This window comes from Pseudoduganella guangdongensis (genome assembly GCF_009857475.1).
Classification (GTDB): Bacteria; Pseudomonadota; Gammaproteobacteria; order Burkholderiales; family Burkholderiaceae_D; genus Rugamonas; species Rugamonas guangdongensis.
The window spans coordinates 97,830-123,423 of the sequence record NZ_WWCJ01000004.1; the positions used below are offsets into that span (position 1 = coordinate 97,830).

Here is a 25,594-nt window from a genome sequence, read left to right on the forward strand (position 1 = left end):
TTTAATTATTGAGGTATTTGGCGAGCCAGCCATGCACCTCGTTGTAGAAGTAGCGGCTGTTCTCGCCTTTGAGAATCCAGTGATTTTCGTCCGGGAATACTACCAGCTTGCTCGGCGTATTCAAACGCTGCTGCGCCGCGAAGTTCATCAGCGCGTTGTTGACCGGCACACGGTAATCCAGCTCGCCCACGGTAATCAGGATCGGCGTCTTGAAGCCGGTGCCCTTGGCGTGGTTCCCGCCCTGCATGATCGGGCTTTGCTCGCGCCAAACCGGCAAGTCGCTCCAGACCGGGCCGCCGCCGTTCACTTCGCGGCCGTAGATGCTGTCGCTGGTACCCCATTGCATGACCAGGTCCATCTGGCCGGCATGTGAGACGATGGCCTTGTAGCGCGTGGAGGTGGCCTGCAGCCAGTTGGCCAGGTGGCCGCCGTAGCTGGCGCCGCCGGCGGCGAGCTTGCTGCCGTCGATGAAGGGGTATTTTTTGATCGCTTCGTCGACCGCCCAGTTGATTTCGTCGGCCGGGCCTTTCAGCGGGTCGTACTGGATGGAGCGCGCGAACTCTTCGCCGTAGCCGGTGGAGCCCTTGTAGTCGGTCAGCAGCACCACGTAGCCCGGCTTGGCCAGCAGGTGGTAGTTCCAGCGCAGCACGAACTGGTCGCGCCACATATTCGCCGCGCCGCCGTGGATCACGGAGAACAGCGGGTACTTCTTGTTCGGGTCAAAGCCGGCCGGCTTCACGATCATATTGTGGATCTGGCGCCCGTCCGGGGTCTTGAACCAGAAATGCTCGGGCGCCTGCCAGTCGATGGCGGCGGCCTTGTCCACGTTGAAGGAGGTCAGACGCTTTGGCGCGCCGTTGAAGGAGTAGATCTCCGGCGGGTTGATGGACGATTCCCACACGCCTACCAGCGCCTTGCCGCCCGCGTTCAGCGCGTTGATGGCGCCGTTCGGCAGCGACGGCTCTTCGCGCTTGTCGCCGCCGGCGTAGTTCATCGAGTTCACTTTTTCCAGGCCGGCGTGCTCGAAGGAGTAGTACACGCGCTTGCCGTCAGCCGGCAGGGCGATGCGCGAGATGGAGCGGTCCAGGTCTTGCGTCAGGATCTTGGGCTGCGCGCTGGTGAAGGGCCAGGCGAAGCTGGCGACGCGGGTCAGGTCGTACACCTTGTTCGGCACTTCTTCTTCGGTCAGGGCGAACAGGGTTTTGCCGTCCGGGGCGAAGCGCAGGTCGTGGTAGCTGCGGCCGTCTTTGGTGAGCTGGGTCGGCTCGCCGCCGGCCAGCGCCACGTTGTAGATCTGGGTGAAGGTGGAGGCGCGCGCCGCCTGGTCGCGGTTGGTCGATACCGCGAACACCACGCTCTTGCCGTCCGGCGCCCAGACCGCGTTGAGCGATTGGCCGTCGTCGCCCTGGCTGCCGCCAAAGCCCGGCAGCTCGGCCAGCTTGCTGCCGGCCAGGATGTCGCGCGGCTTGGCGTCGGGCTGCGCGTTCATCACGAACAGGCGCACTTTTTTGTCGTCCAGCCATTTGTCGAAGAAGCGCGGCGGGAAGCTCTCATAAGCGCGCGCGCTGTGTTTGCGGTCCTTGCGCTCCTTGGCGGCTTTCTTCACCGCTTCTTCATCGGCGTTGCCGGGGAAGATTTCGCTCACGAACAGGATTTGCTTGCCGTCCGGGCTCCACTTCGGCACGCGCGCACCCAGCGTCAGGCTGGTCATGCGCTGCGCTTCGCCGCCGCTGGCGACGTCCAGGCGGTAGATTTGCGGCGCGTCGTCGCCTTCGCGCTTGGCCGTAAACAGCAGGAAGCGGCTGTCCGGCGACCAGGCGTGGGCCGATTCGCCGCCCTTGCTGAAGGTCAGGCGGCGCGGGGCGCTGTCGTCCACCAGGGATTTGATCCAGATGTCGGACCATTGCTCCTTGCTGTCGTAGGCCGGGTCGGTGACCGAGAACACAGCCCATTTGCCGTCCGGGCTCGGTTGCGGGGCGCCGACGCGCTTCATCAGCCAGACATCTTCATGGGTGATGGCGCGCTTGGCGGGGTCGATGGCGGCCGCGTGACCCGTGCCGGCGCTGGCGCCGAGGATCAGGAGGGAGGCGAGGAGGGTTTTCGTTGCAGTCATGGCACTGGCTTCCTTCAGTCAATGGAAGCGGAGATAGTGCGGAATCGGCCCACCCCTGTCAACGTGCTGTTACTTGGCTGTTACAAAGGCTTGGCCACCGCCTTGCGCTTGGCAATTTGCTATTATTGCGGCCTTCCTTGCCAGTCCGCCGTTCATGAACTCCATCCTCGCGCTCAAGCTGTTCCTCGTTCCTTCCCTGATTTATGCGGTGACGCTGGCGGGGCGCCGTTGGGGGCCGGGCGTCGCCGGGTGGTTGTCGGCGTTCCCGGTCGTCGCCGGGCCGATCCTGCTGGCCATTGCGCTGGAGCAGGGGGCTGATTTCGCGGCTACAGCTGCGGAGGGGACGCTGATGGCGGTGCTGGCGATTATCGTCTTCAGCCTGGCGTATGCCTGGGCCTCGGGACGCTGGAACGTGGCACGCGCCATGCCGTTCGCGTTGGCCGCGTGGGCGCTGGCGGTGGCCGGCCTGCAGTCTGTGCGGCCGGCGTTGCCGCTGGCGGTCTTGCTGGTGGTGACAGCGTTGTGCATCGCGCCGCGCCTGTTTCCTGCGCTGCAAGCCGAGCACGCGGAGCCGTCGCAGCCTGCGGGTGGCAAGCGCTTTGGCGGCGACCTGCCGTGGCGCATGCTGGCGGGGGCCGTGCTGGTGATGTCGGTCAGCGCGGCGGCGGCGGGGCTGGGGCCGCGCCTGAGCGGCTTCCTCGCCATGTTCCCGGTGATGGGCACGGTGCTGGTCGGCTTCACCCACGTGCAATCGGGCCGCAACAGCGCGGTGCAACTGCTGCGCGGCACCATGCTCGGCTACTTCGCCTTCGCCGCTTTCTGCCTGGCCGTGGCGCTGCTGTTGCGCGCCCAGCCGGTGCCGCTGTCGTTCGGCGCCGCCTTCGTGTTCGCCCTGACTATCCAGCTGCTGGCGAAAGCCGCATCGTCAAAGCGCCGGGCGACATGACAAAACCGTGGTACTCCGCGCTGTCGCCTTCCACCGACAGCAGGTCGAAGCGCCCCAGCAGGCAGGCCATCGCCACCTTGATCTCCAGCAGCGACAGGTAGCGCCCCGGGCACAGGCGCGGGCCGGCGCCGAAAGGCATGGCCAGTTGCCGCGCCGGACCGCCGTCCAGCCAGCGCTGCGGGTCGAACGCCGCCGCATCGCGCAGCTTGGATTCCGACACGCTGTCGTGGCGCAGCACGCACCATACGATGCTGTCTTTTGGCAGCTGCACATCGCCCACCACGCAATCTTGGTTGGCCTGCAGGGGAATGAAGGGCGCCGGCGGCTTGAGGCGCATCGCTTCGTGCGCGCAGGCATCGATGTATTCCAGCTGGTCCATCTGCTCGATGGTGAAGGCATCCGCATCCGGCGCCACGCGCCGCACTTCCTCCTGCGCCCGGCGCAGCGCCTGCGGGTGGCGCGCCAGCAGCCAGGCCAGCCACGCCAGCGCACTGGACGTGGTGTCTTCGCCGGCCAGCAGCATGGTGCTCACATTGCCCACCACCGCGCCGTGGTCGATACTGCTGCCTTCCTGGTCGGCCGCCGCCAGCATGGCTTCCAGCATGTTCTGCGGATGCGCGGCGCGCGCGGGATCGTCGCGCATGCGCTGCCGCGCCTTGGCGATAAAGCCGTCCGTCGCTGTGCGCAGCGCGGCCACCGCCGCCTCCAGCCGGCGGTCGAAGGGCAGCTTGACGTAGCGCCAGTAAGGCACCGGCAGCAGGGAGCGGCGCGCCGTGCCTTCCATGATCAGTTCCAGCTGCTGCTGCACCACGTCGTCGCCGTGCTCGATGGTGTTGACTTCCTCGCCCAGGGCCAGACCGGCCACCACGTCCACCGTGTAGCGTTTCAGGTCCGCATTCAGCGCGATCGGGCGGCCTTCGCGCGCGGCCGCTTCCCAGCGCGCCTGCAGGCGCTTGCCGACCCGCGCCAGCAAGGGAAAGTAGGCCTTGATGGCATGTGGCGCAAAGGCCTGCATCACCATCTTGCGCTGCTTGCGCCAGGCCGCGCCTTCGGCCAGGAAGACACCGCGCTCGCCGCCCATTTCATCGGACACCTGCGCCGTTACGTCGGGGCGGCGGAAACCGTCCGGGCGGTCGCGCAGGATGGCGCCGACCAGGGCGGCATCGGCCACCACCAGCGCCTGCTGGCGGCCGACACGGAGGCGGAACAGGGCGCCGTAGCGGCGCGCCATCGCCTCCACGTCGGCGTGTACGGAACGCGGCCGCAACTGCAGCGCGTTGCCGAGGAAGGGCAGGCCGGCCGGGCCGGGCAGGTCGGAGAGCTGGCGCAGGGCGCCGTTGTGCTGGGTCGTAGTGGTATCCATGCACCTAGTATGTGCCGTGCGCGCGCCCCGGTCTTGAACATTTGCGACATCGCGCTACAATGCTGCCCATGTTGCCAAGCAGTCAATTCATCGTGCCGCGCCTGTCGCTCGCTTCCTGCGTGCGCGCTATTGTCGTGCGCAACACGCTGGGTTGCACGCTGCAGCCCGAGCAGCGCCTGAACCGCTATCCGGCCACGCCATTCCCCACCATATTCCTGCAACTGGCCGGCGCGTCGGGCATGGCCGAACCGTGGGACCCGGACATGGTCTGCCCGGCGGGCGGCGTGCTGCTGTCCGGCGCCCAGGCCCATCCCACCGCCACCAGCAATCCGGGACCGGCGCACTTCATGATGGTGCTGTTCTTCCCCGATGCGCTGCACCGCCTGACGGGCCTCGACATGAATGCCATCGTCGACCAGTTCCTGCCGCTGGAAGGGCTGCTGGACGGGCCGTGGCAGGCGCTGGGAGCGCGCATGGTGGCAGCGCCCGACGACGCGGCGCGGGTGGCCTTGCTGGAGGAATTCCTGGAGCCGCGCTGGCGTGCCGCCCGTCCCGGCGGCGCGTTCGATGGCGTGGTGGGGGATTGGGTGCACCGCCTGGGCGCGCAAGCCGCCGCAGCCGGCATTGGCCGCAGCGCGCGCATGGTAGAGCGCCGCATCCGCGAATGGGCCGGCCAGCCGCTGCGTCGCCTGCGCCGCAACTACCGCGCCGAGCAGTCCTTTATCGCCGCGCGCGACGCCGCCCTGAAAGGCAAGGTCTCGCTGGGCGACGTGGCGCAATCGGGCGGCTACGCCGACCAGGCGCATATGAGCCGCGAAGCGCGCGAGATCAGCGGCCTGAGTCCGGGCGAAATCCTGCGCCGCGCGCAGGACGATGAGACTTACTGGATCTATCGCATCTGGAGTTAGCCGCAGTGCGCTAGCGCGGCTGCTCGTAATCATAGTCGGCCAGGATGCGGCGATAGGTGCCGTCGGCCTTCATCGACTCCAGCGCGGCTCTCCAGCGCGCCAGGTCGGACAGCGGCACATCGGGCGACGCCGCCAGGTGGATTTCCACGCGGCGCAGCACGACGCCGCGCCGCAAGTCCGTCACCGGCAGGTTTTCCGAAGCCTGGGCGCGTTTGATGGAATTCCATACGCCGACCCAGGCCACAATCCGGCCCACCGCCAGCTTGCGCGCATTCAGCCTTTCTTCCGCCACCGCCTCCAGGCGATGCAATCCTTCGCTTTCGGCGATATCAAACGCCATGCCGCCGCGCAGGCCGCCCACCGGCTGCTCGCGCACCTTGCCCACAGCGCTGATATCGACGCTCGAATGCTGACGCGCCACCAGCACCACATCGTCCTCCAGCAGCTTGATATGCCACTGGAAAAACGCTTCGCGGCTGTCATTGCGCCCCAGCGGCAGCAGCACCATGGGCCCGGCGCGCGCGGTCTCGATCGAGCGCGCCTGGGGCATCAGGTCGATCGGGCCTTTGTAACCAACACGGCGCGCCATCTCGGCCACCAGCACGCAACTGACCCCGCTGACGCCGGCGGCGACGCTGCTCTTGGCCTCGCAGAAGCCCGGAATCATGCCCGCCACAATGCGCAGCACCTCCGCCCGCGCCGATGGCGCCAGGCACAAAGCCAGCAGCAGAATCAGGCAGCGGAAGGGGCGGCGCGAAGGGCGGCAGGAGGCAGCCATCTGGGGCTCCGGCGGGACAGGGGGATTACCCAAGTGTGCGCCGGGCGGCAGGCCGCGTCAAGGCGCTATAATCGCCCCGCCATGACAGATTTTGACGACGACGAACAGCTGGTGAACGAATTGGGCCTGACGGCCCGCGGCATCCAGCTGGCCAAGCAGGAAGGCCGGGTCTTCCTGCGTTTTACCGGTAGCGTGCAGCTGGACGGCTTGCGCATTCCCTACGACCTGGTGCCGCAGCAGGGCGTGCTGGCCAAGCCCTCCAAATGGCGCAAGCTGGAACGCGAAGGGCGCGCCGCCTTGTTGCTGGAACGCGGCAGCGAGGCGGCGCACGCGGCCCTGCACGCCGACGTGGAAGCCTTTGCCGCCGACCTGCGCGAAGAGTGCGACGACTACGGCATGAAGCCGATGGACTTCCTGCACGCGCTGGAAGACATGCAGTCGTCGGAACCTGCCGGTCAGGTGTTCGACCGCATCCGCCAGCGCCTGGAGCACGCGGTGGAGCGCCACCGCGAAGAGCGCCACGCCGAACGCACACGCCAGAGCATCAACCTGGCCGAGTATCCCGACACCTTTGAAGTGGCGCGCCGCCTGCCGCGCAAATTCATCGCCTACCTTGGCCCCACCAATTCCGGCAAGACGCACAAGGCCATGGAAGCGCTGGCCAAGGCGCGCAGCGGCGTTTATCTGGCGCCCCTGCGCCTGCTGGCGCTGGAGAACTACGAGCGCCTGCAAGCGGCCGACCCCGACCTGAAGGTCAGCCTGGTGACCGGCGAAGAGCGCCGCATCGAGGAGGGCGCCACCCACATCGCCAGCACGGTCGAAATGCTCGACACGCGCACACCGGTCGAGGTGGCGGTGATCGACGAGATCCAGATGCTGTCCGACCGCGACCGAGGCGCCGCCTGGACCGCCGCCGTGTGCGGCGCGCCGGCACGCACCGTGTACCTGGTGGGCGCGGCGGAAGCGCGGCGCGCGGTGGAGGCGCTGGCCGAGCGCCTCGAATGCGAGATCGAAGTGCATATCCTCAAGCGCAAGGCACCGCTGTCGATGGAGCCGTCCGCCGTGCGCAAGCTCAAGTCCCTGCGCAAGGGCGACGCCGTGATCGCCTTCTCGCGGCGCGACGTGCTGATGTGGCGCGACATGGTCACCGAGGCCGGGCTGTCTGTAGCCACGGTGTACGGCAACCTCTCGCCCGAGGTGCGGCGCGCCCAGGCGCAACGTTTCCGCGACGGCCAGGCCGACGTGGTGGTGGGCACCGACGCCATTGCCATGGGCCTGAACCTGCCGATCCAGCGCGTGGTGATGACCACCACCGTCAAGTACAACGGCGTCGAGGAAGAAGAGATCCCGGCCGCCTTGGCGCGTCAGATCGCCGGCCGGGCAGGGCGCTACGGTGTGCACGAGGAAGGCCACGTCGCGGGCTACGACGACGAAACGCACAACGTGATGCGTTCCCTGCTGAAGGAAAAGCTGCCGCCGCTGAAGGCCACCGGCTTTGCCGTGGCGCCGACGCTGGAGCACTTGCACCGCATCGCCGCCGTCACCGGCGAGGATTCACTGGCGCGCCTGCTTAAGCGCTTTGTGCACAACATCGACGTGCCGGACGGCTTCTTCTTCCCGCGCATCACGGAGGAGCAGTTCGAACGCGCCGAATGGCTCGACACCCTGCCGCTCTCGGTGGCCGACAAGTTCACGCTGTCGCTGGTGCCGGTGTCGTCGCGCGTGGTCACCTTGCAAAAGGCCTGGGAGCACTGGTGCGTTTCGCTCTCGCGCCAGCGCGTAACGCGCCTGCACGCCGGCGATCAGCCGTCCGGCTGGATGAACCTGCAGGAGGCGGAGGACGCCTGCCGCCTGTATTCGGCCTACGCCTGGATTGGCTACCGTCTACCGGATTACTTCCCCGACGTGGCACTGGCGCTCGATATGTCGCGCTCCGCCTCGGCCCGCGTCGACAGCATCCTGCAAGACCAGAACAGCGCCAACCGCCGCCGCCAGCAGGGCGGCTTCGGGCGCCGCAATGGCCGCCGTTAGGCACTCACCACGTGCGCGCGCAGCGCCGTAGCAGAAAGCCATGACTTGCACGCTACGCCCAAGTCGTTCCTTAATACTTCGGCGGCCCATTTGGTTCAGGTGCGATCGCATCGCTAATGCCTGACCATTCCGGCAAGGGCGCGGGAGGCAGAGGAAGCACTGAATCCAGGCGGGTTAGCTTCAGATCGGGATTGATTGCCAGTGCATCCGCGATAGCTTCATAGCGGCGGCCGCGTTCAGCGTCGGCGCGAATTCCAAGCAGTATTAGTGTTTCCTTTTCCTTGTCTCTATCGTTTGGCCAATGACCTTCTGCAAACAGCAACCACAATGTGGCCGCGCAGTCTGAACTTCCAAGCTTCGCTCCCTCGTGATAATAGGTGACGGAATCTTCAATTCTGCCGTCCACTCTAGCATCCATGCCGAGGGCATAGGCAGCCGGGCCATGCCCCTGCATATAGGCGCAATTATGCATTGTCTTTTCGTCTTCAAGACGGCCAGCGTCTCGATAGATGCTGGCCAACGCCATCTGCGCTTCCGGACTGCCAAGTTCTGCTGCTCGCAGATAATAGGCCCAAGCGAGATCTTCGTCGCGAGGAACGCCGCCGTATCCGTGCTCATAGGCCACGCCAAGGTCATACAGCCCCCACGGTTGCCCCGCTTTGGCAGCCATTCGCTGTATCTCTATAGCTTTTTCTGGCGCCGCATCAAGCACATGGTTAGTTTTAAGTGACCCTAGTCCGTATAAATGGAAATGGGCCAATAGCGCACGCGCACCCCAGTCGCCCAAGTCGGCTGCTTTTCTGACATCGGTTAGTATCCGCGTAGCTTCCTGGTGGGTGAGTTCCCAGCCAATTTTGCTGCGCCACAGTCTTCGGGCCTCGATGTAGAGATGGTATGCGGCAGGGTCACGATGAGGCGGCATGTGTTCCCTCCAGCGACCACATGGCGGAAGAGGATCAGACAGGCTGAATTTTTTGAAGCCATCGGGCAATGCGCGCAAAGTTCTCTCCTCGATGAAACCATATAGAAAAATACTGCTACCGGTCCAGAAAGCAGAGCCAGAAGGATCGTCCATCGTAAGCGGGCGTTCTTCATCGTTATATGACCGGCGAACCAGGTTTCCGGTTGACATGAAATGGCAGCAATTGGCTTTCGAGGTGTTTGCCTTTGGCCTTCAAGCGACTGTTGTCTAATGCAAGGTCTTTCCATTTTCTTATCGTGCTTTTCATGTCGCCGAAGCGCTTCGGGCCGGGCTGGCCACTGCATTGGCTGAACAAATCAACGCGTAATTGGTAGGCAACGTCCTGCGCTTCGCTCAGCACATTAAGCTCGCTATCTAACGCCATGCTGCGTAGATTCAAATTGGCTGAACCGATCGTGAATGCGGCATCATCCACGATCGCCACCTTTGCGTGGATGTAAATCTCTTCGTAATCAGTGGGAAGCAGTTGTCCCTCCTTTTCTGCGCACGTCCACAACGAACCCATAAAGACGTTGATGCCATTGACGGATAGTTCGTCCGCAGTGATCGGTGGCCTTGCCCGCTGCTTCTTTGCCTCTGCGATTGCGTCCGCATGTTCGACGGGCATGGTGTGGCTCATGCCGATCCTGTTGGCCACATCGTAGGTGGGGAGATCCATGCCATCCTTCTCCGGTGTGGAGGTCAGGATGAACACGTATATTGGGTGGGGATATCCAGCTGCACGCAATTCGTGAACACATTCAAGCAGATGTTCCGCCCAAGGCCTGTACTGGATGTATTGGTTTTGGATAAAGATGTAATTCTGCGCCTGCCTGTTAAAGTTGGCGTAGCACTCCTTGACCAATTTTTCGCAGTGAAGTGGCTGCGTGCGCAGCAATTGCACGTTGTGCCGGCCATCTCGCAAGCTGAGTGCGCGCAAATCGATCGTTTTGCGCCGCTCTATAAATCCGGGATCCATTTCCTGGTGCAGCTTGTCTTCCACCCAAATGAGCGTTTCCTTAGTGCCTGGGAAGAGCGTCGGTGGCACCCACCAGGCGAGCTTTTTGAACGTGGAGCTTGGGGGCTTGGACTCTGTCCAGGCTTGGCAGAAGTTATGGTTAAGGTCATACAGAATGGGGCCTTGCAGACGGCAGGAAACGTCTTGATAGGGCTTTGCCACATGGCTGTGCGCATCGATATGGGATTGGACCAGTTGCTCTTTTTTTCGTCGCTGCGCTTCGGATGGCTGGTTATGGAACCGGTCGTACTGCGGGCCCTGACTCCATGCCTCGTTCAGCACGTCTGCGTGTTCCTTTGCGTAGAAGCGTTCCCTGCGCATGTCACGGAACTTGTGTTCTTTGGTATCCCAGAAGTCAGTGATGAAGTTATGTCCCATGACGTAGCCCTTGGCCTGTTCGGGCATCTCATAGTCGATCAACACCATCTTCTGGTGGTGGGTCGCGTAAAGCTTGGATAGATTTGCCATTACCCCACTTGGTGCCGTTTCTCCCTCCAGTGATAGGTCAAGCAGGGAGCGTGGTACGCGTCTTACGTGCAGGTGGATGTTCCTTATTTTGTTCGAGCTGACGGCCTTGTACCATTCCGCGTTATAAGCCTGGTGCGATTCGCTGTAGTAGTCATTGAAGACACAGTCGATGCTTGGGAAGCGGGTACCGTAATAGCCGGGGTTGTTTTTCATCGCTTCATGCGCGAAAAAATCATCGTGCCACACCAGTAAGCGAACTTTGACGCTGTCTTTGCCGCGCTCCGCGATCCTTTTCAGCAGGTCGCCGACGCGCGTGCCGGATTCCGCAGTTGCGCCGCGCACTAGCACCATGCCCGGGTCGAAGCCCCATGTGATGATGTCTACGCTGTGTTGCGCCTTCTCCAGATCCTCGGCGATTCTGGCGAAAACTTCCTCGCCGCAGATGAGCGGTTCGAGGGAGCACCCATAGCGCGGATAGTAGACTGGATACGATGCGCGGATAAACCAGGGCTGGGCGAGGCACTGGGCAGGCGGGCTATTGCTGCGATAGGAGAGCGACTGGGTGTACAGGTCCGCGTGTTTGTTCATCTCGGTCATCGCAGCAGTCCTTAGCGTTGGGAGTGTGTTTGATGGGACGCAGGTAGGCAAGTATCGATCAACGGTTTGCGACCATATTGATCTTGCGCAAAAACTGGAGGGCACCGAGCGGGGAGGGGGAGGCGGGAAAACAAAAAAGCCTCGTCCGAAGACGAGGCTTTCCTGTTTCATTCTGGTAGGCCGTGCGGGGCTCGAACCTGCGACCAACGGATTAAAAGTCCGCTGCTCTACCAACTGAGCTAACGACCCGAAAGAGGCCGTATTATATACAAGCTTCCCGCCGTTTGCCAAGAGGCTTTTTACATCACCCCATGGCCGTGACTTTGAGCACTTCCTCCGCCGTGGTGACGCCGTCGATCACTTTGAGCGCGCCGGCGATGCGCAGCGGCTTCATGCCCTCGGCTACGGCCTGCTTGCGCAGGGCGGTGATATCGGTTTCCTCCTCCACCAGGGCGTTGAAGGATTCGCTGGTGGTGAGCAGCTCGTAGATGCCGGTACGGCCCCGGTAGCCGGTCTGGCGGCAGTCCGGGCAGCCCACCGCGCGGTAGATCTGTTCTGGCTTGGCGAGGTTCCAGCCGCTGCTCAGGCCTTGCCAGATATCGTCGGCGATCTCGCCGCCGGTCTCCTTGCAGGCTTCGCACAAGGTGCGCACCAGGCGCTGCGCCATGATGCCGATCAGCGTCGCCTCCAGCATGTAATAGGGCACGCCCAGCTCCAGCAGGCGCATGACGGCCGACGGCGCGTCGTTGGTGTGCAGGGTGGACAGCACCAGGTGGCCGGTCAGCGCGGCCTGGATCGCCATTTCCGCCGTTTCCAGGTCGCGGATCTCGCCCACCATGATGATGTCCGGATCCTGGCGCATCAGCGCGCGCACGCCGTCGGCGAAGGTGAGGTCGATGCCTGGCTGCACCTGCATCTGGTTGAAGGACGCCTCCACCATTTCGATCGGGTCTTCCACCGTGCAGACATTGACCTCCGGCGTCGCCAGCGCCTTGAGCGTGGTGTACAGCGTGGTGGTCTTGCCCGAGCCGGTCGGGCCGGTCACCAGGATGATGCCGTGCGGGCGGTTGGTCAGCGCGTCCCAGCGCTGCGCGTCCTGCGGTGGGAAGCCCAGCTCCGGCAGGGTTTTCACCACCACTTCGGGGTCGAAGATACGCATTACCAGCTTCTCGCCGAAGGCGGTGGGCAGGGTCGACAGGCGCAGCTCGATTTCCTGGCCGCCGGCGGTGCGGGTCTTGATGCGGCCGTCCTGCGGGCGGCGCTTCTCGATCACGTCCATGCGGCCCAGCAGCTTGATACGCGCCGTCATGGCGATCATCACCACGGCCGGCACCTGGTACACCTGGTGCAGCACGCCGTCGATGCGGAAGCGAATGGTGCCCAGGTCGCGCTTGGGCTCCAGGTGGATATCGGATGCGCGCTGTTCAAAGGCGTACTGCCACAGCCAGTCCACGATATTGACCACGTGCTGGTCGTTGGCATCGACCGCCTTGTTGGTCTTGCCCATCTCCACCAACTGCTCGAAGTTATTGCGCAGCGCCACGTCCTGGCCGGTGTTCTTGTTGGCGATCTTGATCGACTTGGCGAGCGAGAAGAACTGCGAGGTGTACTGCGAAATATCGAGCGGATTGGCGATCACGCGCTTGATGATGCGGCGCGCCACCTTGGCGATTTCCGCCTCCCATTCAAGGGCGAAGGGATCGGCGGTGGCGACGATCAGCGTATCGGGCGTAATTTCCACCGGCAGGATGTTGAAGCGCGCCGCATAGCTGGCCGACATCACGTCTGCCACCTTGGTGAAGTCGATTTTCAGCGGGTCGATGCGGTAGAAGGGCAGGCGGGAGCGCTGCGCCACCCATTCGGTCAGCGCGTCCAGCGTGAGCAGCTTGCCGCTTTTGATTGAGATCAGCTTGCAGTGCGCCACGGCGCTGAGCGGATGCATGGCGCCCGGGGTGTTGCGCATGATGCCCTGGGCTTGCGCGTAATGCGCCTTGACGTCGGCTTTCTCGACCATTCCATCAGCCAGCAGCCAGGTGAAGATTACTTGTAGATCGAGTGCTTTTGCCATGTGCAACCTTATGCGAGTGCGGCTTTCAGTCCCTTGAGCCAGGACTTGGCGGGCAATTTGGTGTCGGCCACGATTTGCGCGGCGCGCTCGGCCAGCGCGGCAACGTCGATGGCGCGGCGGGTCTTGAAGGCGATGGCCACCACATTCCCGTCATGCACCTGCGGCAAAGAAACCACCTGCGCGAAAGCGAACTTCATCGCTTTCAGATTCTTGGCATAGCTTGGATGGTCGCCGAACAGGTTGATGGTCATGATGCCGTCGTCCGTCAGGCAGGCGGCGCAGGCCTGGTAGAACTCCGGCGTGTCGAGCACGGGGCCGCGCGCGGTGGCGTCGTACAGGTCGACCTGCAGCGCGTCGAGGGTGCCGTGGTGGTCGGGATTGGTGACGTAGTCCATCGCATCCATTTCCAGCACATTGAGGCGGCCGTCGTTGTCGGGCAGCTTGAACATGGAATAGCAGATGCCGACCACGGAAGGGTTCAGCTCCACCGCCGTCACCCGCGCCTCGGGGAAGGTCTTGTAGCAGAACTTGGTCAGCGCCCCGGTGCCCAGGCCTAGCTGGGCGACATGGCGCGGCGCGGGATTCCACAGCATCCAGGCCATCATTTGCTGCGCATACTCCAGCTCCAGCCAGTCCGGCTTGCGGATGCGCATCGCACCTTGCACCCACTCGGTGCCGAAATGCAGGTAGCGCACGCCGTCCAGTTCGGACAGGGTCACGGGCGCGAACTTAGGCTTGCGCGTCGCCGGACGCGAAGATTCTTCTTTTTCGATGGATTTACGTTTGATCAGCATAGCGGCATTATCCTTGCTTCCCAGCAAGCGCACAAACAAAAAAAAATGGGACGTACCCCATTTTCCCGCGCCGCGGAAAAATGGGGTACGTCCCCATTTTTTTGGAAACTTTAGTTGTGCATCGGTTCCACCGAGACGCGCAGGCGCACGCGCTGGCCGGGATCGAAGCTCATGAAGTTGGTGTAAATGCGGCCACGGTAGTCGTATTCCACGTTGTAGCCGGTGGTGCGGGTCTCATAGGCGTCCACCATGCGGCACTGCTTCACCGCCTGTTCCTGCACCGCGCCGGGCTGGACGTTGGCGTTGGCGCTGCGGTCGCCAATCACGGCGCCGGCAATGGCGCCGGCGGCGGTGGCGGCGGTTTTGCCGCTGCCGGAGCCGACCTGGCTGCCGACCACGGCACCCAGTACGCCGCCCAGAATGGCGCCGCCGGCGGTGCGCTCGGCCGGTTGCTGGACTTGGACGTATTCCGTGCGGCATTCCTGGCGCGGACGGTTGATTTGCTCGGTCACCGGGGTGACCCGGGTGACGCGACCGTAGTCTTCAAAATCGGTGGCCTGCGCCAGGGGCAGGGCGCCCAGGCTCAGGGCGGCGAAGAGCAATTTAGTTTTGGTGTTCATTTTATTTACCTCGTTTTCTATGGCGGCAGTTCGCTGGGTTTAATGGGAATTGCACGTGTTTATAGTAACGCCGGTATCCGTGGCCTTGCGGGAAGTAAGGCAACAAAATGTAACCCCATGCATTTGGGTTAATATGGTAGGTTTTTAACAAAACTTGCGTTAGGACTCACTTTCGGGTTGATTCATAGAGTACAACACGTTACCCTTATGGCGTGGAATCAGATTGACAGGGAGAAACGAAAGCTCCGGCCCCGGCGCATTGACCCGCCTGTGGCGTGTATTTGATAGGTCGATTTGAGGGAAAGATGAGTTTGTTGATAACTGTGCCGCCTAATTTAGTCCAGTCTATTCGCGCGTTTCGCGTGGCGGAGCTGCAGGACGAGGCAGCGCGCCTGGGGCAGCACTTCTTGTATGCGCATTGCCATGCCGGCCTGACCAAGCAGCAAGTCCTGGGCATTATCGGCGAGTCTTTTCATATTCCTAAGCCGCACAGCAAGAATTTCGACGCGCTGCGCGAAACCCTGACCGAGACCATGGCCAAGGCGGGGGAGCAACCGGGCTTCCTGATCGTGCTGGAACAATTGCCAAACACGCAAAAGTTTGACCGCGAAGCGCGCGAGTGCCTGCTCGACGTGTTCCGCGATGCGGCCGATTTCTGGGCCGAAAAGAAAGTTCCGTTCCGCGTCTTCTACTCCTTCGAGTAACGCCATTTCCCCTCTTGCGTAGTTTGCTGCATAGCAGCATAATGTCGCCTTGGCTCGCCTGAGCAGGTACAATGGCGGCCATGAAAAACATCGTCATCCTCATTTCCGGACGCGGAAGCAATATGGAAGCGGTGGTCCGTGCAGCCCAGGCCGAACAATGGCCGGCGCGCATTGCCGCCGTCATCAGCAATAAGGCGGACGCCAAAGGCCTCGAATTTGCGGCCCAGCACGGCATCCCGACCGCAGTAGTCAGCAACAAGGATTACCCGAGCCGCGCAGCATTTGATGCTGCGCTGCAGGAAGTCATTGACGGCTTCAGTCCCGACCTGGTCGTGCTGGCCGGTTTCATGCGCATCCTCACGCCGGGCTTCGTGGCCCACTACGAGAACCGCATGCTGAATATCCACCCATCGCTGCTGCCGCTGTTCCCAGGATTGCACACGCACGAACAGGCGCTGGCAGCGGGCGAAACCACGCACGGCGCCACGGTGCACTTCGTCACGGCCGAGCTGGATCACGGCCCGCTGGTGGACCAGGTTGCCGTGCCTGTGCTGCCGGGCGATACCGCCGATGTGCTGGCGGCGCGCGTGCTGGAGCAGGAATGGATCATGTACCCGCGCGCTATCCGCTGGTTCGTGGAAGGCCGTATTCGGGTCGAGGATGGCAAGGTCGCTATTGACCGCCACTAAATAAGAAAGAACATCATGCGTTTGCCACCATACGTCCTCACCCACGCTGAAAGCGTGCTGCGTGAAATCATGCGCTTCACCGCGCCCGCCGACACCACCCTGTCGTTCTTCTTCAAGGCGCACCCGAAGCTGGGCGGCCGCGAGCGCGGCGCCATTGCCGAAGCGGTGTACGCCGTGCTGCGTAACAAAGCCTTCTTCACCGACCGCGCCGAAGCCGGTTCCGGCGGCGCCACCATGCGCCGCCTGGTACTGCTGGGCATGGCCGACGCCGTCGGTTTCGACGCGCTGCCGGGCCTGAGCGAAGACGAATCGGCCTGGCTCACCCGCCAGCTGGAAATCGACCGCACGCTGCTGCACAAGTCGATGCGCGCGAATATGCCGAAGTGGCTGTTCGATAAACTGGTCGAGCAATACGGCGAAGACGAAACCTTGGCGCTGGCCGATGCGCTGAACACCCCGGCGCCGCTGGACCTGCGCGTCAACGCCATGAAGACCGACCGCGACGCGGTGATCGCCGAACTGGCGACCGCCCCGATCGTCGCCGAGCCGACCCCGTTCGCGCCGCTGGGCCTGCGCCTGCGCAAAAAGCCGGCGCTGCAGAACCTGCCGCTGTTCAAATCCGGTGCGATTGAAGTGCAGGACGAGGGCAGCCAGCTGCTGGCCCAGATCCTGGGCGCCAAGCGCGGCGAGATGGTGGTGGACTTCTGCGCCGGCGCCGGCGGCAAGACGCTGGCGCTGGGCGCGCAGATGCGCAACACCGGCCGCCTGTACGCCTTCGACGTATCCGAAAAGCGTTTGAGCAAGCTGAAGCCGCGCCTGGCGCGTTCCGGCCTGTCCAACGTGCACCCGGTGGCCATCGCCCACGAGCGCGACGCCAAGGTCAAGCGCCTGGCCGGCAAGATCGACCGCGTGCTGGTGGACGCGCCATGCTCCGGCATGGGCACCCTGCGCCGCAATCCCGACGTGAAATGGCGCCAGGATGAAAGCGCGATCGGCGAGATGCACGAAAAGCAGGTCTCGATCCTGGACGGCGCATCGCGCCTGGTGAAAGGCGGCGGCCGCCTGGTGTACGCCACCTGCTCGCTGCTGAACGAAGAGAACGACGCCGTCGCCAAGCAGTTCATCGAAACGCACCCGGACTTCGTGCTGGTACCGATGTCGCAAGTGCTGGCCGAGCAAAAGATCGCCAACCTCGAAATGGGCGACTACCTCAAGCTGCTGCCGCACAAGCACCAGACCGACGGCTTCTTCGCCGCCGTCTTCGAGCGCAAACCAATGGCCAAGCCCGCCAAGGCCGAGGCCGACACTGACGAAGCGTAAAACCGCAAATGTCCACCCTGGGGTCAGGAAGAAAAGTGGACATTTCTTGCGAAAAATGTCCACTTTTCTTCCTGACCCCATACTGGACATTTATGGGAGGAATTGAATGCCGTTGGCGAATTTGCTGGATGATCTGCTGGGGGATCTGCGCGATCCGGGGTTGATGTGGCAGGTGGGGGCGATTGCGCTGTCCATCTTGCTGGGCTGGACCTTGTCGCGCTTCTTGCGCCGCAATGTGGAGTCGCGTGAGCCGCATAACGGGATGGCGCGCTTCGGCGTGGAGAGCTTTGGCCGCGTGGTCGGGCCGCTGGCGATCCTGGTGCTGCTGTGGATTTCGCAGAAGGTGCTGGGCCGCTGGCATCACACCAACTTGATCAGCATTGCGCTGCCGATCTTCAGCTCGCTGGCGGTGATCCGCTTTGGCTTTTACCTGCTGCGCCGTGTCTTCGTGCGCGGTGGCGTGGTGGGCGAGGGCGTGCTGACCTTCGAGAAGGTGTTCCAGCTGCTGGTGTGGCTGGCCTTCGTGCTGTACATCACGGGCATTTACCGCGATGTCTTTGCCTTCCTCGATGACACGCTGGTGCCGCTGGGTAAACACAAGGTGTCGATCGCGGCAATCCTGCAGGCCGCTGTTTCGGTGGTCGTGCTGCTGTTGCTGGCGATGTGGGCCGGGGCGGCGCTGGAAGAGCGTTTGATGAACGTGTCGTCCATGCATTCCAGCCTGCGCGTGGTGATGGCGCGCATGGGCCGCGCGGTGCTGATCCTGGTGGCGGTGCTGGCCAGCCTGTCGCTGGTGGGTATCGACCTGACCGTGCTGTCGGTCTTCGGCGGTGCGCTGGGTGTCGGACTTGGTCTGGGCTTGCAGAAGATCGCGAGCAACTACGTGTCCGGCTTCATCATCCTGCTCGATCGCAGCTTGACCATCGGCAACGTGATCACGGTCGATAAGTACAGCGGCCAGGTGACCCAGATCAATACGCGCTACACCGTGCTGCAAGGCACGGACGGCGTGGAGGCCATCGTGCCGAACGAAATGCTGGTGTCGGGCGCGGTGCTCAATTCTTCGCTGACGAACAAGGCGGTGGTGCTGACCACGCGCGTCACCGTCGGTTACGAGTGCGATGTGGACGCCGTGCTGAAGCTGCTGGAAGACGCGGCCCAGAGCGTGGAGCGCGTGCTGAAGGATAAGCCGCCGTCGGGCGCGCTGCAGGCTTTCGGTGCCGATGGCCTGGAGCTGGCGGTGTCATTCTGGATTAACGATCCCGAAAATGGCCGCGGCGGCGTGACTTCCGATGTCAATCGTGCAATCTGGAAGGCGTTGAAAGAAAACGGTATCTCTGTACCGTTCCCGCAACGCGAGGTGCGCGTGCTTGGCTCTGCCGTGGCGGCGGTTGCCTAAAGCACCATCAAATCGGTAATGAATGCGCGTACAATGGCGCCATTCGAGCTATACATTTGGAGTTGTAATGGATTTAAGTGCAGTTCTTGCTTTCTTCAGTAACGGCGTGACTGGCCTGGGTGCGTGGGGCACCGTTGTCGCGACCTTGATCCTGACCCATATCACCATCGCCAGCGTGACGATCTTCCTGCATCGCCACCAAGCGCACCGTGCGTTGGAGCTGCACGCGATTCCTTCGCACTTCTTCCGCTTCTGGCTGTGGCTGACCACCGGCCAGGTGACCAAGGAGTGGGCCGCAATCCACCGTAAGCACCACGCCAAGTGCGATACGGAAGAAGATCCGCATAGCCCGGTCACCCGCGGCATCAAGAAAGTGTTCTGGGAAGGCGCCGAGTTGTACCGCGCTGAATCCAAGAACAAGGAAACCATGGAAAAGTACGGCCATGGCACGCCGGACGATTGGATCGAGCGCAACCTGTACACCCGCTTCTCGTGGCAGGGCGTGGCGCTGATGCTGATCCTGGACGTGATCCTGTTCGGCGCCAAGGGCATTACCGTGTGGGCAGTGCAGATGCTGTGGATTCCTGTGACGGCCGCCGGCATCATCAACGGTATCGGCCACTGGTGGGGTTACCGCAACTACGACTGCTCCGATGCGGCCACCAACATCGTCCCTTGGGGCATCATCATCGGCGGCGAAGAGCTGCACAACAACCATCACACTTATGCGACGTCGGCCAAGCTGTCGTCCAAGTGGTATGAGTTCGATATCGGCTGGGGCTACATCCGCGCCATGGAAATCGTTGGCCTGGCCAAAGTGAAGAAGATGCCGCCGAAGCCGAAGTTCGACACCGCCAAGGTGAAGGCCGACTTCGAAACGCTGCAGTCCGTGATCGCCAACCGCTACGATGTGATGGCGAAGTACGCCAAGTCCGTCAAGTCGGCCTGGAAGGAAGAGCTGGAGCACCTGAAGGATAAGGCGAAGCTGGAATCGCGTTTCCTGAAGTCGTCGCGCAAGCTGCTGCAGCGCGAGCCGGGCAAGCTGGAAGCGCCGCAGAAGCAGCAGCTGGTGGAACTGTTCCAGCACTCGAAGGCGCTGGAAACCATGCACAATATGCGCGCGGAACTAAGCGTGCTGTGGGAGCGTTCGCACTTCAGCCGCGATGAGCTGGTGCAGAAGCTGCAAGACTGGTGCGAGCGCGCGGAAGCGTCGGGCATCAAGTCGCTGCAGGAATTCTCCCTGCGCCTGCGCAGCTACGCTTAAGCTGCCGCATCCCGCTGAGACGGCCCTTCGGGGCCGTTTTGCTTTTCAGTCGTCGCCAAGTAGGGCCTGAAGGCAAATCGTGTTGGCGTGACTCCCAAGTTGCGAGTATGCTGTTTCCATGAATAAATATTTCTACAGCATTGCACTGGGCATGTTGCTGGCGGGTGGGGCGCAGGCCAAGAACTGGGAGATCCGGCCGAACGGCCTGGGGCCCTACAAGGTGGGGGCGCGCTATGAGAACCTGGGGCAGACTTTCGGCGGACTGGGCGCGGAAACGCTCAGTGCCGACAAGTCGTGCCGGATAGCGCGCTCCAAGCGCTATCCGAACCTGCAAGTGACCTTTGTCCGCAAAGTGGCGGTGCGGGTCGACGTGGCCGCAGGCTACCGTACCGACCGCGGCGTGGCGGTGGGCGATCCCTTGGCCAAGCTGCAGCGCGTGTACGGCGAAGCAGTGAAGCCGCATCCCGGGAACGCGGACTGGCTGATGGCGGACACGGGTGACCGCGAGTTGTCGATCCGCTACATCATGCGCGGGGGCCGGGTGGCTGCCATCCATGCTGGAAAGCGGGCGCAATTGCAAACGCTGGCAGGCTGCGCTTAGAGAGGATCGTGCGCGGCTTTGGACACAGCCCTACGGGGCCGCTTTCGCTTGATCCGGCTTGGCGAAGCCGGCCATCAGGCGCATGACGATCTGCATTTGCTGCTGCTCGGCGCCGCTGCCTTCGCCTGCATTGGCGGCGACCAGGACCCCGCCCTGCAGGTCCGGCGCCAGCGCCACGAGCGCATTCCAGTAGCCGTTGGAGCCGGCATGCATCAGCAGCCGGATCGGGGCATGCGCCGGCCAGTTGGTTTTTACGCCCCAGCCGAGGGCGCTGCCGGACTCGCCTTGCACGCTATGCAGGTAGCGGTAGCCTTCGGCGCTTAACAACTTGCCCTTGCCCGCTTCGCCGGCCATCTGGTCGATGGCGAAAGTGGCCCAGTCGCGCATGGTGAGCCGGATGGTGGCGCCGGCAGGAGCGAAGAAGGGCGGGATGTCAGAGCGCGCCCCACTCAAGGGCTTGCCCGCTTTGTGGCCAAGCAATTGGCCACGCCGCGCCGTGCTCGTGTCCACCTGCATGCCGAGCGGCTGGAATACTTGCTGTCGCAGCAGGCTTTCGAAATCCTGGCCGGTGGCCCGTTCGGCAATGGCGGCCGCGATCAGGTAGCCGCTGTTGGAATAGCGAGCCTCGGTGCGGATCGCGCCGACCGGCGCCTCGGACAAGGCGCGCTGCGCGTATTCCAGGCGCAGGGCGGGCAGCGGGCGCGGGTCGCTGCGCGTGGCCTCGATGCGTTTTTCATCGCTGTTCGGCGGCAGGCCGGCGCGGTGCGACAGCAAGTCGGCCAGCGTCACATCGGCGTACTCGGCGCGCATTCCTTCCAGCGGCAGCATCTGTTTCAGGGGCGTGGCCCAGGAAAGGGTGCCGTTTTCGACCAGGCGCGCGATCAGCGTGGCGGTCATTGCCTTGGCGTCCGAACCGATATGCCATGCATCGTCCAGGCTGGCGCGCGCCGCGCTGCCCCGGGCACGCACACCGCCGACGGACTGCTCCTCGACTTTTCCATTGCGGACCACGGTGACGGCCATGGCAGGTATGGTGCGGTCCTTCAGGGCCGCTGCCACCAGTTGGTCCAGTTCACCCGCCTGGGTGGATGGGGCGGTCAGTGCCAGCCCGCACAGCAATAGGGATATCTTGCGCATTTGCTCTCCATGTTGATATGGCGGCAATTTACCCGCTCGCGCCATCGGCGCGTAACTGTCAAGGTTGACAGCTGCAAATAAAAAAACCGCCCCGAAGGGCGGTTTTTGGTTCGAAGCAAAGATCGATTACTTGATCTTGGTTTCCTTGTACATCACGTGCTTACGTGCTTTAGGATCGAACTTCATGATTTCCATTTTGGAAGGCATGGTGCGCTTGTTTTTGGTCGTGGTGTAGAAGTGACCAGTACCAGCGGTCGATTCCAGCTTGATCTTGTCGCGGCCAGTTTTTGCCATGATTCAGCTCCCTATTAAACTTTCTCGCCACGCGCACGCATGTCGGCCAGGACGGCGTCGATGCCGACCTTGTCGATTACGCGCAGACCGGCGTTAGACAGACGCAGGGAGACCCAGCGGTTTTCAGATTCAACAAAAATACGACGGTTCTGCAGGTTTGGCAGGAAACGACGCTTGGTTTTGTTGTTTGCGTGGGAAACGTTGTTGCCGACCATCGGCTTCTTCCCAGTTACTTGGCAAACACGTGCCATGGCACACTCCTTGAATTACTTCCGAAATTGGAAAAACAAGAGTATAGGGAAATTTCCCAAGTTTTTCAAGCACTTGCGAAAAACAATTGTGTCATGCGCTAATTCAATAATTTAACATTTAACGGGGCCGGGTTACGGCCCCGTTTTTCAAGTGGTTTACACCTTTGCACCTTCGCCCCGGGTACGCCACAGCGAGTAGCCGATACCGGCCATGATCAGCAGGGCGGTCACCGCCAGCGACAGGGTGGCGGGAACCTTGCCATTGAACACAAAGTCGCCCAGGAAGATCTTGGAGCCGATGAAGACCAGCACCGCCGCCAGCGAATACTTGAGGTAGGTAAAGCGCTTCACCATCGCCGCCAAGGCGAAGTAGAGGGCGCGCAAACCGAGTACCGCGAAGATATTCGAGGTGTACACGATGAACGGGTCGCTGGTGATCGCAAAGATCGCCGGCACGCTGTCCACGGCAAACACCACGTCGGTCGCCTCCACCATACACAGCGCCAGGAACAGCGGCGTGGCGTACAGCAGGGGCTTGCCGGACGCGTCCGGCTGGCGCACCAGGAAGGCGTTGCCGTGCAGCTTGTCGGTCACGCGCAGGTGGCGCTTGAGCCAGCCCAGGATGGCACTGTCGCGGATATCGTCGCCGCTGGTGCTCACAAAGAACATGCGGATACCGGTGATGACCAGGATCGCGCCGAAGATATACAGCGTCCAGTAATAGCTGGCGACCAGGGCCGAGCCGGCGCCGATCATGATGCCGCGCGTAACAATCACGCCCACAATGCCCCAGAACAGCACGCGGTGCTGGTAGGCGGCCGGGATGGCCAGGGTCGAGAAGATCAGCGAGATCACAAAGATGTTATCGAGTGACAGGCTCTTCTCGATCAGGAAGCCGGTGTAAAAATGCAAACCCTTCTCGCCGCCGAACTCATGCCAGACCCAGGCGCCGAACAGCAGGCCGGCCGCGATGTAGAGCGCCGACAGTTTCAGGCTTTCGCGCACGCCGATCACGTGTTCGTCGCGGTTCAGGATGCCGAGGTCGAGCACCAGCAGCACCACCACCACCGTCAGGAACACCAGCCAGGTCCAGGCTGGCGCCCCGAGCCACAGGGCAGATAACCATTCCATGATTTATTCCTTTCAGTGTAAGACGTGGGTCCAGCTCTGGGCGGCACGGCGCACCAGCACGGTTTCGCGGCTGTCGATGATGCCGTCGGCATACACGATGTCGAGCATTGCCTTCAGCATGCACATTTGCACCACGGGATCGCGGATTTCGTCCAGCACCTCGTCCAGCAGGGCAGGGTGGATTTCAACCAGGCCGGCGTTACGGTTCGGCACCGCCAGCAGCAAGTCTTCACACAGCTCCTGCATGGTCAGGTCGAAGGTGTCGGCATCCACCCCGATCTGGTCCAGGAATGGCGCGTTGTGCATGGCGCTGACTTCGGACGGGCTGACGTGCCCGTCCACAATCATGGTCAAGGCCAGGATGCGCGACATAGCTTGCGGCCCGTCGATGACATAGCTTTTCATTACAGTTCTCCTCGATTGAAAGTGGATTCACTGTAAAGCCGCCTAATGCTAAAGTAAAATCAATTAAACTTCGTTAATCATCAACTTTTTCTGAGGTGTTGCTTGCTTAACTATAAGCACTTGCTGTATTTCCACGCCGTCGCCACCCAGGGCACGGTGGCCAAGGCGGCGCAGCAGTTGCACGTGTCGGCCCAGGCCATCAGCATGCAGCTCCAACTGCTGGAAGAGCAGGTGGGCGAGGATTTGTTCCAAAAGCAGGGCCGGCTGCTGCAACTGACCGAGGCTGGCAAGACGGTGCTGCACTACGCCAGCCGCATCTTCGACCTGGGCAACGAGCTGGAGCAGGTGGTGCGGCGCGGCGTGCTGGCGGGGCAGGAAACGCTGCGCGTCGGCATTTGCGACATCATCCCCAAGGCCATGGCGTTCCGCCTGCTGCAGCCGGCGCGCGCGGCGGGCATGGCCATGCACCTGATCTGCCGCGAGGGCCGCTTTGAAGACTTGCTGCTCGATTTGGGCGCGCACCGGCTCGATCTGGTGCTGTCCGACCGTGCGCTGCCGCCGGGCGGCGTGCTGCGCGGGCATAGCAGCCTGCTCGGGGCCAGCGGGCTGGCAGTGCTGGCCCATCCGGACCTGTGCCGGGCCTGGCCGGGGGCATTCCCCGGCTGCCTGCGCCTGGCGCCCTTCCTGCTCCCTGGCTCCGAGGCGACCGTGCGCAGCCAGCTGGAGGCCTGGTTCGACGCGCACGACCTGCGCCCGATTGTGATGGGCGAGTTTGACGATGGCGCGCTGCTGAAATCCTTCGCCCGCGCCGGCGACGGCTTTATCGTGGCGCCGCAAGTGCTGGTGCGCGAGGTGTGCGCCGAGTACGGTTTGCAGCAGGTCGGCACCATCGATTCGGTGGTGGAGCAGTTCTACGCGGTGTCGGTCGAGCGCGCCTACGACCACCCGGCGGTGCGCCGCATCCTGGATGGCGCGGCGGCGATGTTTGGCGCGGCAGCCGCCTGAGTCAGATCTGGCCGTGCTCGGCGAAGGAATGCACCTGGTGGCCGGCCACCACGAAGTGGTCGAGGATGCGGATATCGACCAGGGCCAGGGCTTGCACCAGCGCCCGCGTCAGCAGCACGTCCGATTCGCTGGGCGCGGGCGAGCCGGACGGGTGGTTATGGGCCAGCATGACGGCGGCGGCATTGCGCGCCAGCGCCTCGCGCACCACTTCGCGCGGGTAGACACTGGTGTGGGTCAGGGTGCCGCGGAATAGTTCGCAGGCTTCGATCAGGCGGTTTTTTACGTCCAGGAACAGGACGTGGAAGGATTCATAGGGCTGGTGGGCCAACGACAGGCGCAGGAAATCTTTGACCGCATGGGGCGAGGACAGCTCCTCGCCGCTGGCCAATTCCTCGGCAATGGCACGCCGTGCCAGTTCGACCACAGCTTGCAACTGGGCATACTTGGCGTCGCCCAAACCAGGCAGGGAGGTGAAATCGGCGCGGCTGGCATGGATCAGGGCGCGCAGGGTGCCGAAACGCGTCAGCAGCTCGGTCGCCAGCGCCACCGCATCCTTGCCGGGAATGCCGACCCGCAGGAAGATGGCCAGCAATTCGGCGTCGGACAGGGCTTGCGGTCCGGCTTTCAGCAATCGCTCACGTGGCCGCAATTGTTCTGGCCAGTCGGAAATACCCATGGTCGCCTCCCTCTGTGCAGTGCGACATCCATTATCGGATGCCGCACGGAAGG

At 62.9% G+C, this 25,594-nt stretch carries 24 protein-coding genes and 1 tRNA gene; 10 read left to right on the plus strand and 15 right to left on the minus strand.

All coding sequences use genetic code 11. The features are described from left to right. Position 1 precedes the first annotated feature (1 nt). The gene (locus GTP41_RS06485) at positions 2-2,113 is read right to left on the minus strand and encodes a dipeptidyl-peptidase 5 (RefSeq protein ID WP_161024756.1); all 2,112 of its coding nucleotides are present in this window, start codon (positions 2,111-2,113) and stop codon (positions 2-4) included. Between the two features lie 154 nt (positions 2,114-2,267). Here GTP41_RS06485 and GTP41_RS06490 point away from each other — a divergent pair, with 154 nt between their 5' ends. Beyond that, the gene (locus GTP41_RS06490; protein ID WP_161024757.1) at positions 2,268-3,059 is read left to right on the plus strand and encodes a hypothetical protein; all 792 of its coding nucleotides are present in this window, start codon (positions 2,268-2,270) and stop codon (positions 3,057-3,059) included. Here GTP41_RS06490 and GTP41_RS06495 read toward each other — a convergent pair. After that, complete coding sequence (locus GTP41_RS06495) at positions 3,010-4,422, minus strand: cytochrome P450 (protein ID WP_161024758.1); 1,413 nt, start codon at positions 4,420-4,422, stop codon at positions 3,010-3,012. The genes GTP41_RS06490 and GTP41_RS06495 overlap by 50 nt on opposite strands. Positions 4,423-4,490: 68 nt before the next feature. Here GTP41_RS06495 and GTP41_RS06500 point away from each other — a divergent pair, with 68 nt between their 5' ends. Continuing rightward, the gene (locus GTP41_RS06500; protein WP_161024759.1) at positions 4,491-5,330 is read left to right on the plus strand and encodes a helix-turn-helix domain-containing protein; all 840 of its coding nucleotides are present in this window, start codon (positions 4,491-4,493) and stop codon (positions 5,328-5,330) included. Between the two features lie 10 nt (positions 5,331-5,340). Here the strand turns inward: GTP41_RS06500 and GTP41_RS06505 are convergent, their stop codons facing one another. Beyond that, positions 5,341-6,108 carry a substrate-binding periplasmic protein gene (locus tag GTP41_RS06505; RefSeq protein ID WP_161024760.1) on the minus strand — a complete coding sequence of 256 codons (768 nt, stop codon included), beginning with the start codon at positions 6,106-6,108 and terminating at the stop codon, positions 5,341-5,343. 81 nt (positions 6,109-6,189) lie between these two features. On the opposite strand from GTP41_RS06505, the gene GTP41_RS06510 reads away from it, so the two are divergent. Beyond that, the gene (locus tag GTP41_RS06510; RefSeq protein WP_161024761.1) at positions 6,190-8,139 is read left to right on the plus strand and encodes a helicase-related protein; all 1,950 of its coding nucleotides are present in this window, start codon (positions 6,190-6,192) and stop codon (positions 8,137-8,139) included. A 70-nt stretch (positions 8,140-8,209) separates the two neighbouring features. On the opposite strand, the gene GTP41_RS06515 is transcribed toward GTP41_RS06510, so the two are convergent. From GTP41_RS06515 to GTP41_RS06540, 6 genes are all read right to left on the minus strand, one after another. Then, the gene (locus GTP41_RS06515) at positions 8,210-9,214 is read right to left on the minus strand and encodes a tetratricopeptide repeat protein (protein ID WP_161024762.1); all 1,005 of its coding nucleotides are present in this window, start codon (positions 9,212-9,214) and stop codon (positions 8,210-8,212) included. Between the two features lie 22 nt (positions 9,215-9,236). Further along, on the minus strand, positions 9,237-11,183 hold the full coding sequence (locus GTP41_RS06520) for a phospholipase D-like domain-containing protein (RefSeq protein ID WP_161024763.1): 1,947 nt from the start codon (positions 11,181-11,183) through the stop codon (positions 9,237-9,239). A gap of 173 nt (positions 11,184-11,356) precedes the next feature. Next, a tRNA-Lys gene (locus GTP41_RS06525) sits at positions 11,357-11,432 on the minus strand. A gap of 55 nt (positions 11,433-11,487) precedes the next feature. Next, positions 11,488-13,251, minus strand: a complete 1,764-nt coding sequence (gene tfpB / locus GTP41_RS06530; protein ID WP_161024764.1) for a type IV pilus assembly ATPase TfpB — start codon at positions 13,249-13,251, stop codon at positions 11,488-11,490. 8 nt (positions 13,252-13,259) lie between these two features. Beyond that, on the minus strand, positions 13,260-14,045 hold the full coding sequence (locus tag GTP41_RS06535; protein WP_161024765.1) for a spermine/spermidine synthase domain-containing protein: 786 nt from the start codon (positions 14,043-14,045) through the stop codon (positions 13,260-13,262). A gap of 110 nt (positions 14,046-14,155) precedes the next feature. After that, positions 14,156-14,665 (minus strand): glycine zipper 2TM domain-containing protein, encoded by a 510-nt coding sequence (locus GTP41_RS06540; RefSeq protein ID WP_161024766.1) that lies wholly within the window; start codon positions 14,663-14,665, stop codon positions 14,156-14,158. A 305-nt stretch (positions 14,666-14,970) separates the two neighbouring features. Here GTP41_RS06540 and GTP41_RS06545 point away from each other — a divergent pair, with 305 nt between their 5' ends. The 6 genes from GTP41_RS06545 to GTP41_RS06570 all read left to right on the plus strand — a co-directional run bounded on the left by GTP41_RS06545 (position 14,971) and on the right by GTP41_RS06570 (position 20,642). Continuing rightward, a complete protein-coding gene (locus tag GTP41_RS06545; protein WP_161024767.1) occupies positions 14,971-15,369 on the plus strand; it encodes a barstar family protein in 399 nt (132 codons plus the stop codon). 80 nt (positions 15,370-15,449) lie between these two features. Beyond that, positions 15,450-16,058: a phosphoribosylglycinamide formyltransferase gene (gene purN, locus GTP41_RS06550; protein WP_161024768.1), complete on the plus strand. Its 609-nt coding sequence runs from the start codon at positions 15,450-15,452 to the stop codon at positions 16,056-16,058. Positions 16,059-16,073: 15 nt separating this feature from the next. Then, complete coding sequence (locus GTP41_RS06555; RefSeq protein WP_161024769.1) at positions 16,074-17,378, plus strand: RsmB/NOP family class I SAM-dependent RNA methyltransferase; 1,305 nt, start codon at positions 16,074-16,076, stop codon at positions 17,376-17,378. 106 nt (positions 17,379-17,484) lie between these two features. Next, positions 17,485-18,777: a mechanosensitive ion channel family protein gene (locus GTP41_RS06560; protein ID WP_161024770.1), complete on the plus strand. Its 1,293-nt coding sequence runs from the start codon at positions 17,485-17,487 to the stop codon at positions 18,775-18,777. Positions 18,778-18,844: 67 nt separating this feature from the next. Continuing rightward, positions 18,845-20,041: a DesA family fatty acid desaturase gene (locus GTP41_RS06565; protein WP_161024771.1), complete on the plus strand. Its 1,197-nt coding sequence runs from the start codon at positions 18,845-18,847 to the stop codon at positions 20,039-20,041. 118 nt (positions 20,042-20,159) lie between these two features. After that, entirely contained in the window at positions 20,160-20,642 is a 483-nt protein-coding gene (locus tag GTP41_RS06570) for a hypothetical protein (RefSeq protein WP_161024772.1), read from the plus strand. 30 nt (positions 20,643-20,672) lie between these two features. On the opposite strand, the gene GTP41_RS06575 is transcribed toward GTP41_RS06570, so the two are convergent. The 5 genes from GTP41_RS06575 to GTP41_RS06595 all read right to left on the minus strand — a co-directional run bounded on the left by GTP41_RS06575 (position 20,673) and on the right by GTP41_RS06595 (position 23,860). Then, entirely contained in the window at positions 20,673-21,779 is a 1,107-nt protein-coding gene (locus tag GTP41_RS06575) for a serine hydrolase domain-containing protein (protein ID WP_161024773.1), read from the minus strand. A gap of 126 nt (positions 21,780-21,905) precedes the next feature. Continuing rightward, complete coding sequence (gene rpmG / locus GTP41_RS06580) at positions 21,906-22,076, minus strand: 50S ribosomal protein L33 (RefSeq protein WP_028101815.1); 171 nt, start codon at positions 22,074-22,076, stop codon at positions 21,906-21,908. An 11-nt stretch (positions 22,077-22,087) separates the two neighbouring features. Beyond that, positions 22,088-22,324, minus strand: coding sequence for a 50S ribosomal protein L28 (gene rpmB / locus GTP41_RS06585; protein ID WP_008451488.1), 237 nt, complete (start codon positions 22,322-22,324; stop codon positions 22,088-22,090). A 156-nt stretch (positions 22,325-22,480) separates the two neighbouring features. Continuing rightward, entirely contained in the window at positions 22,481-23,455 is a 975-nt protein-coding gene (locus GTP41_RS06590) for a TerC family protein (protein WP_161024774.1), read from the minus strand. A 12-nt stretch (positions 23,456-23,467) separates the two neighbouring features. Beyond that, entirely contained in the window at positions 23,468-23,860 is a 393-nt protein-coding gene (locus GTP41_RS06595; RefSeq protein WP_161024775.1) for a tellurite resistance TerB family protein, read from the minus strand. 102 nt (positions 23,861-23,962) lie between these two features. Between GTP41_RS06595 and GTP41_RS06600 the strand changes: the two genes are divergently transcribed. Then, entirely contained in the window at positions 23,963-24,865 is a 903-nt protein-coding gene (locus tag GTP41_RS06600) for a LysR family transcriptional regulator (protein WP_161024776.1), read from the plus strand. A gap of 1 nt (position 24,866) precedes the next feature. Here GTP41_RS06600 and radC read toward each other — a convergent pair whose 3' ends face one another. Further along, positions 24,867-25,541 carry a RadC family protein gene (radC, locus tag GTP41_RS06605; protein ID WP_161024777.1) on the minus strand — a complete coding sequence of 225 codons (675 nt, stop codon included), beginning with the start codon at positions 25,539-25,541 and terminating at the stop codon, positions 24,867-24,869. Between the last annotated feature and the right edge of the window lie 53 nt (positions 25,542-25,594).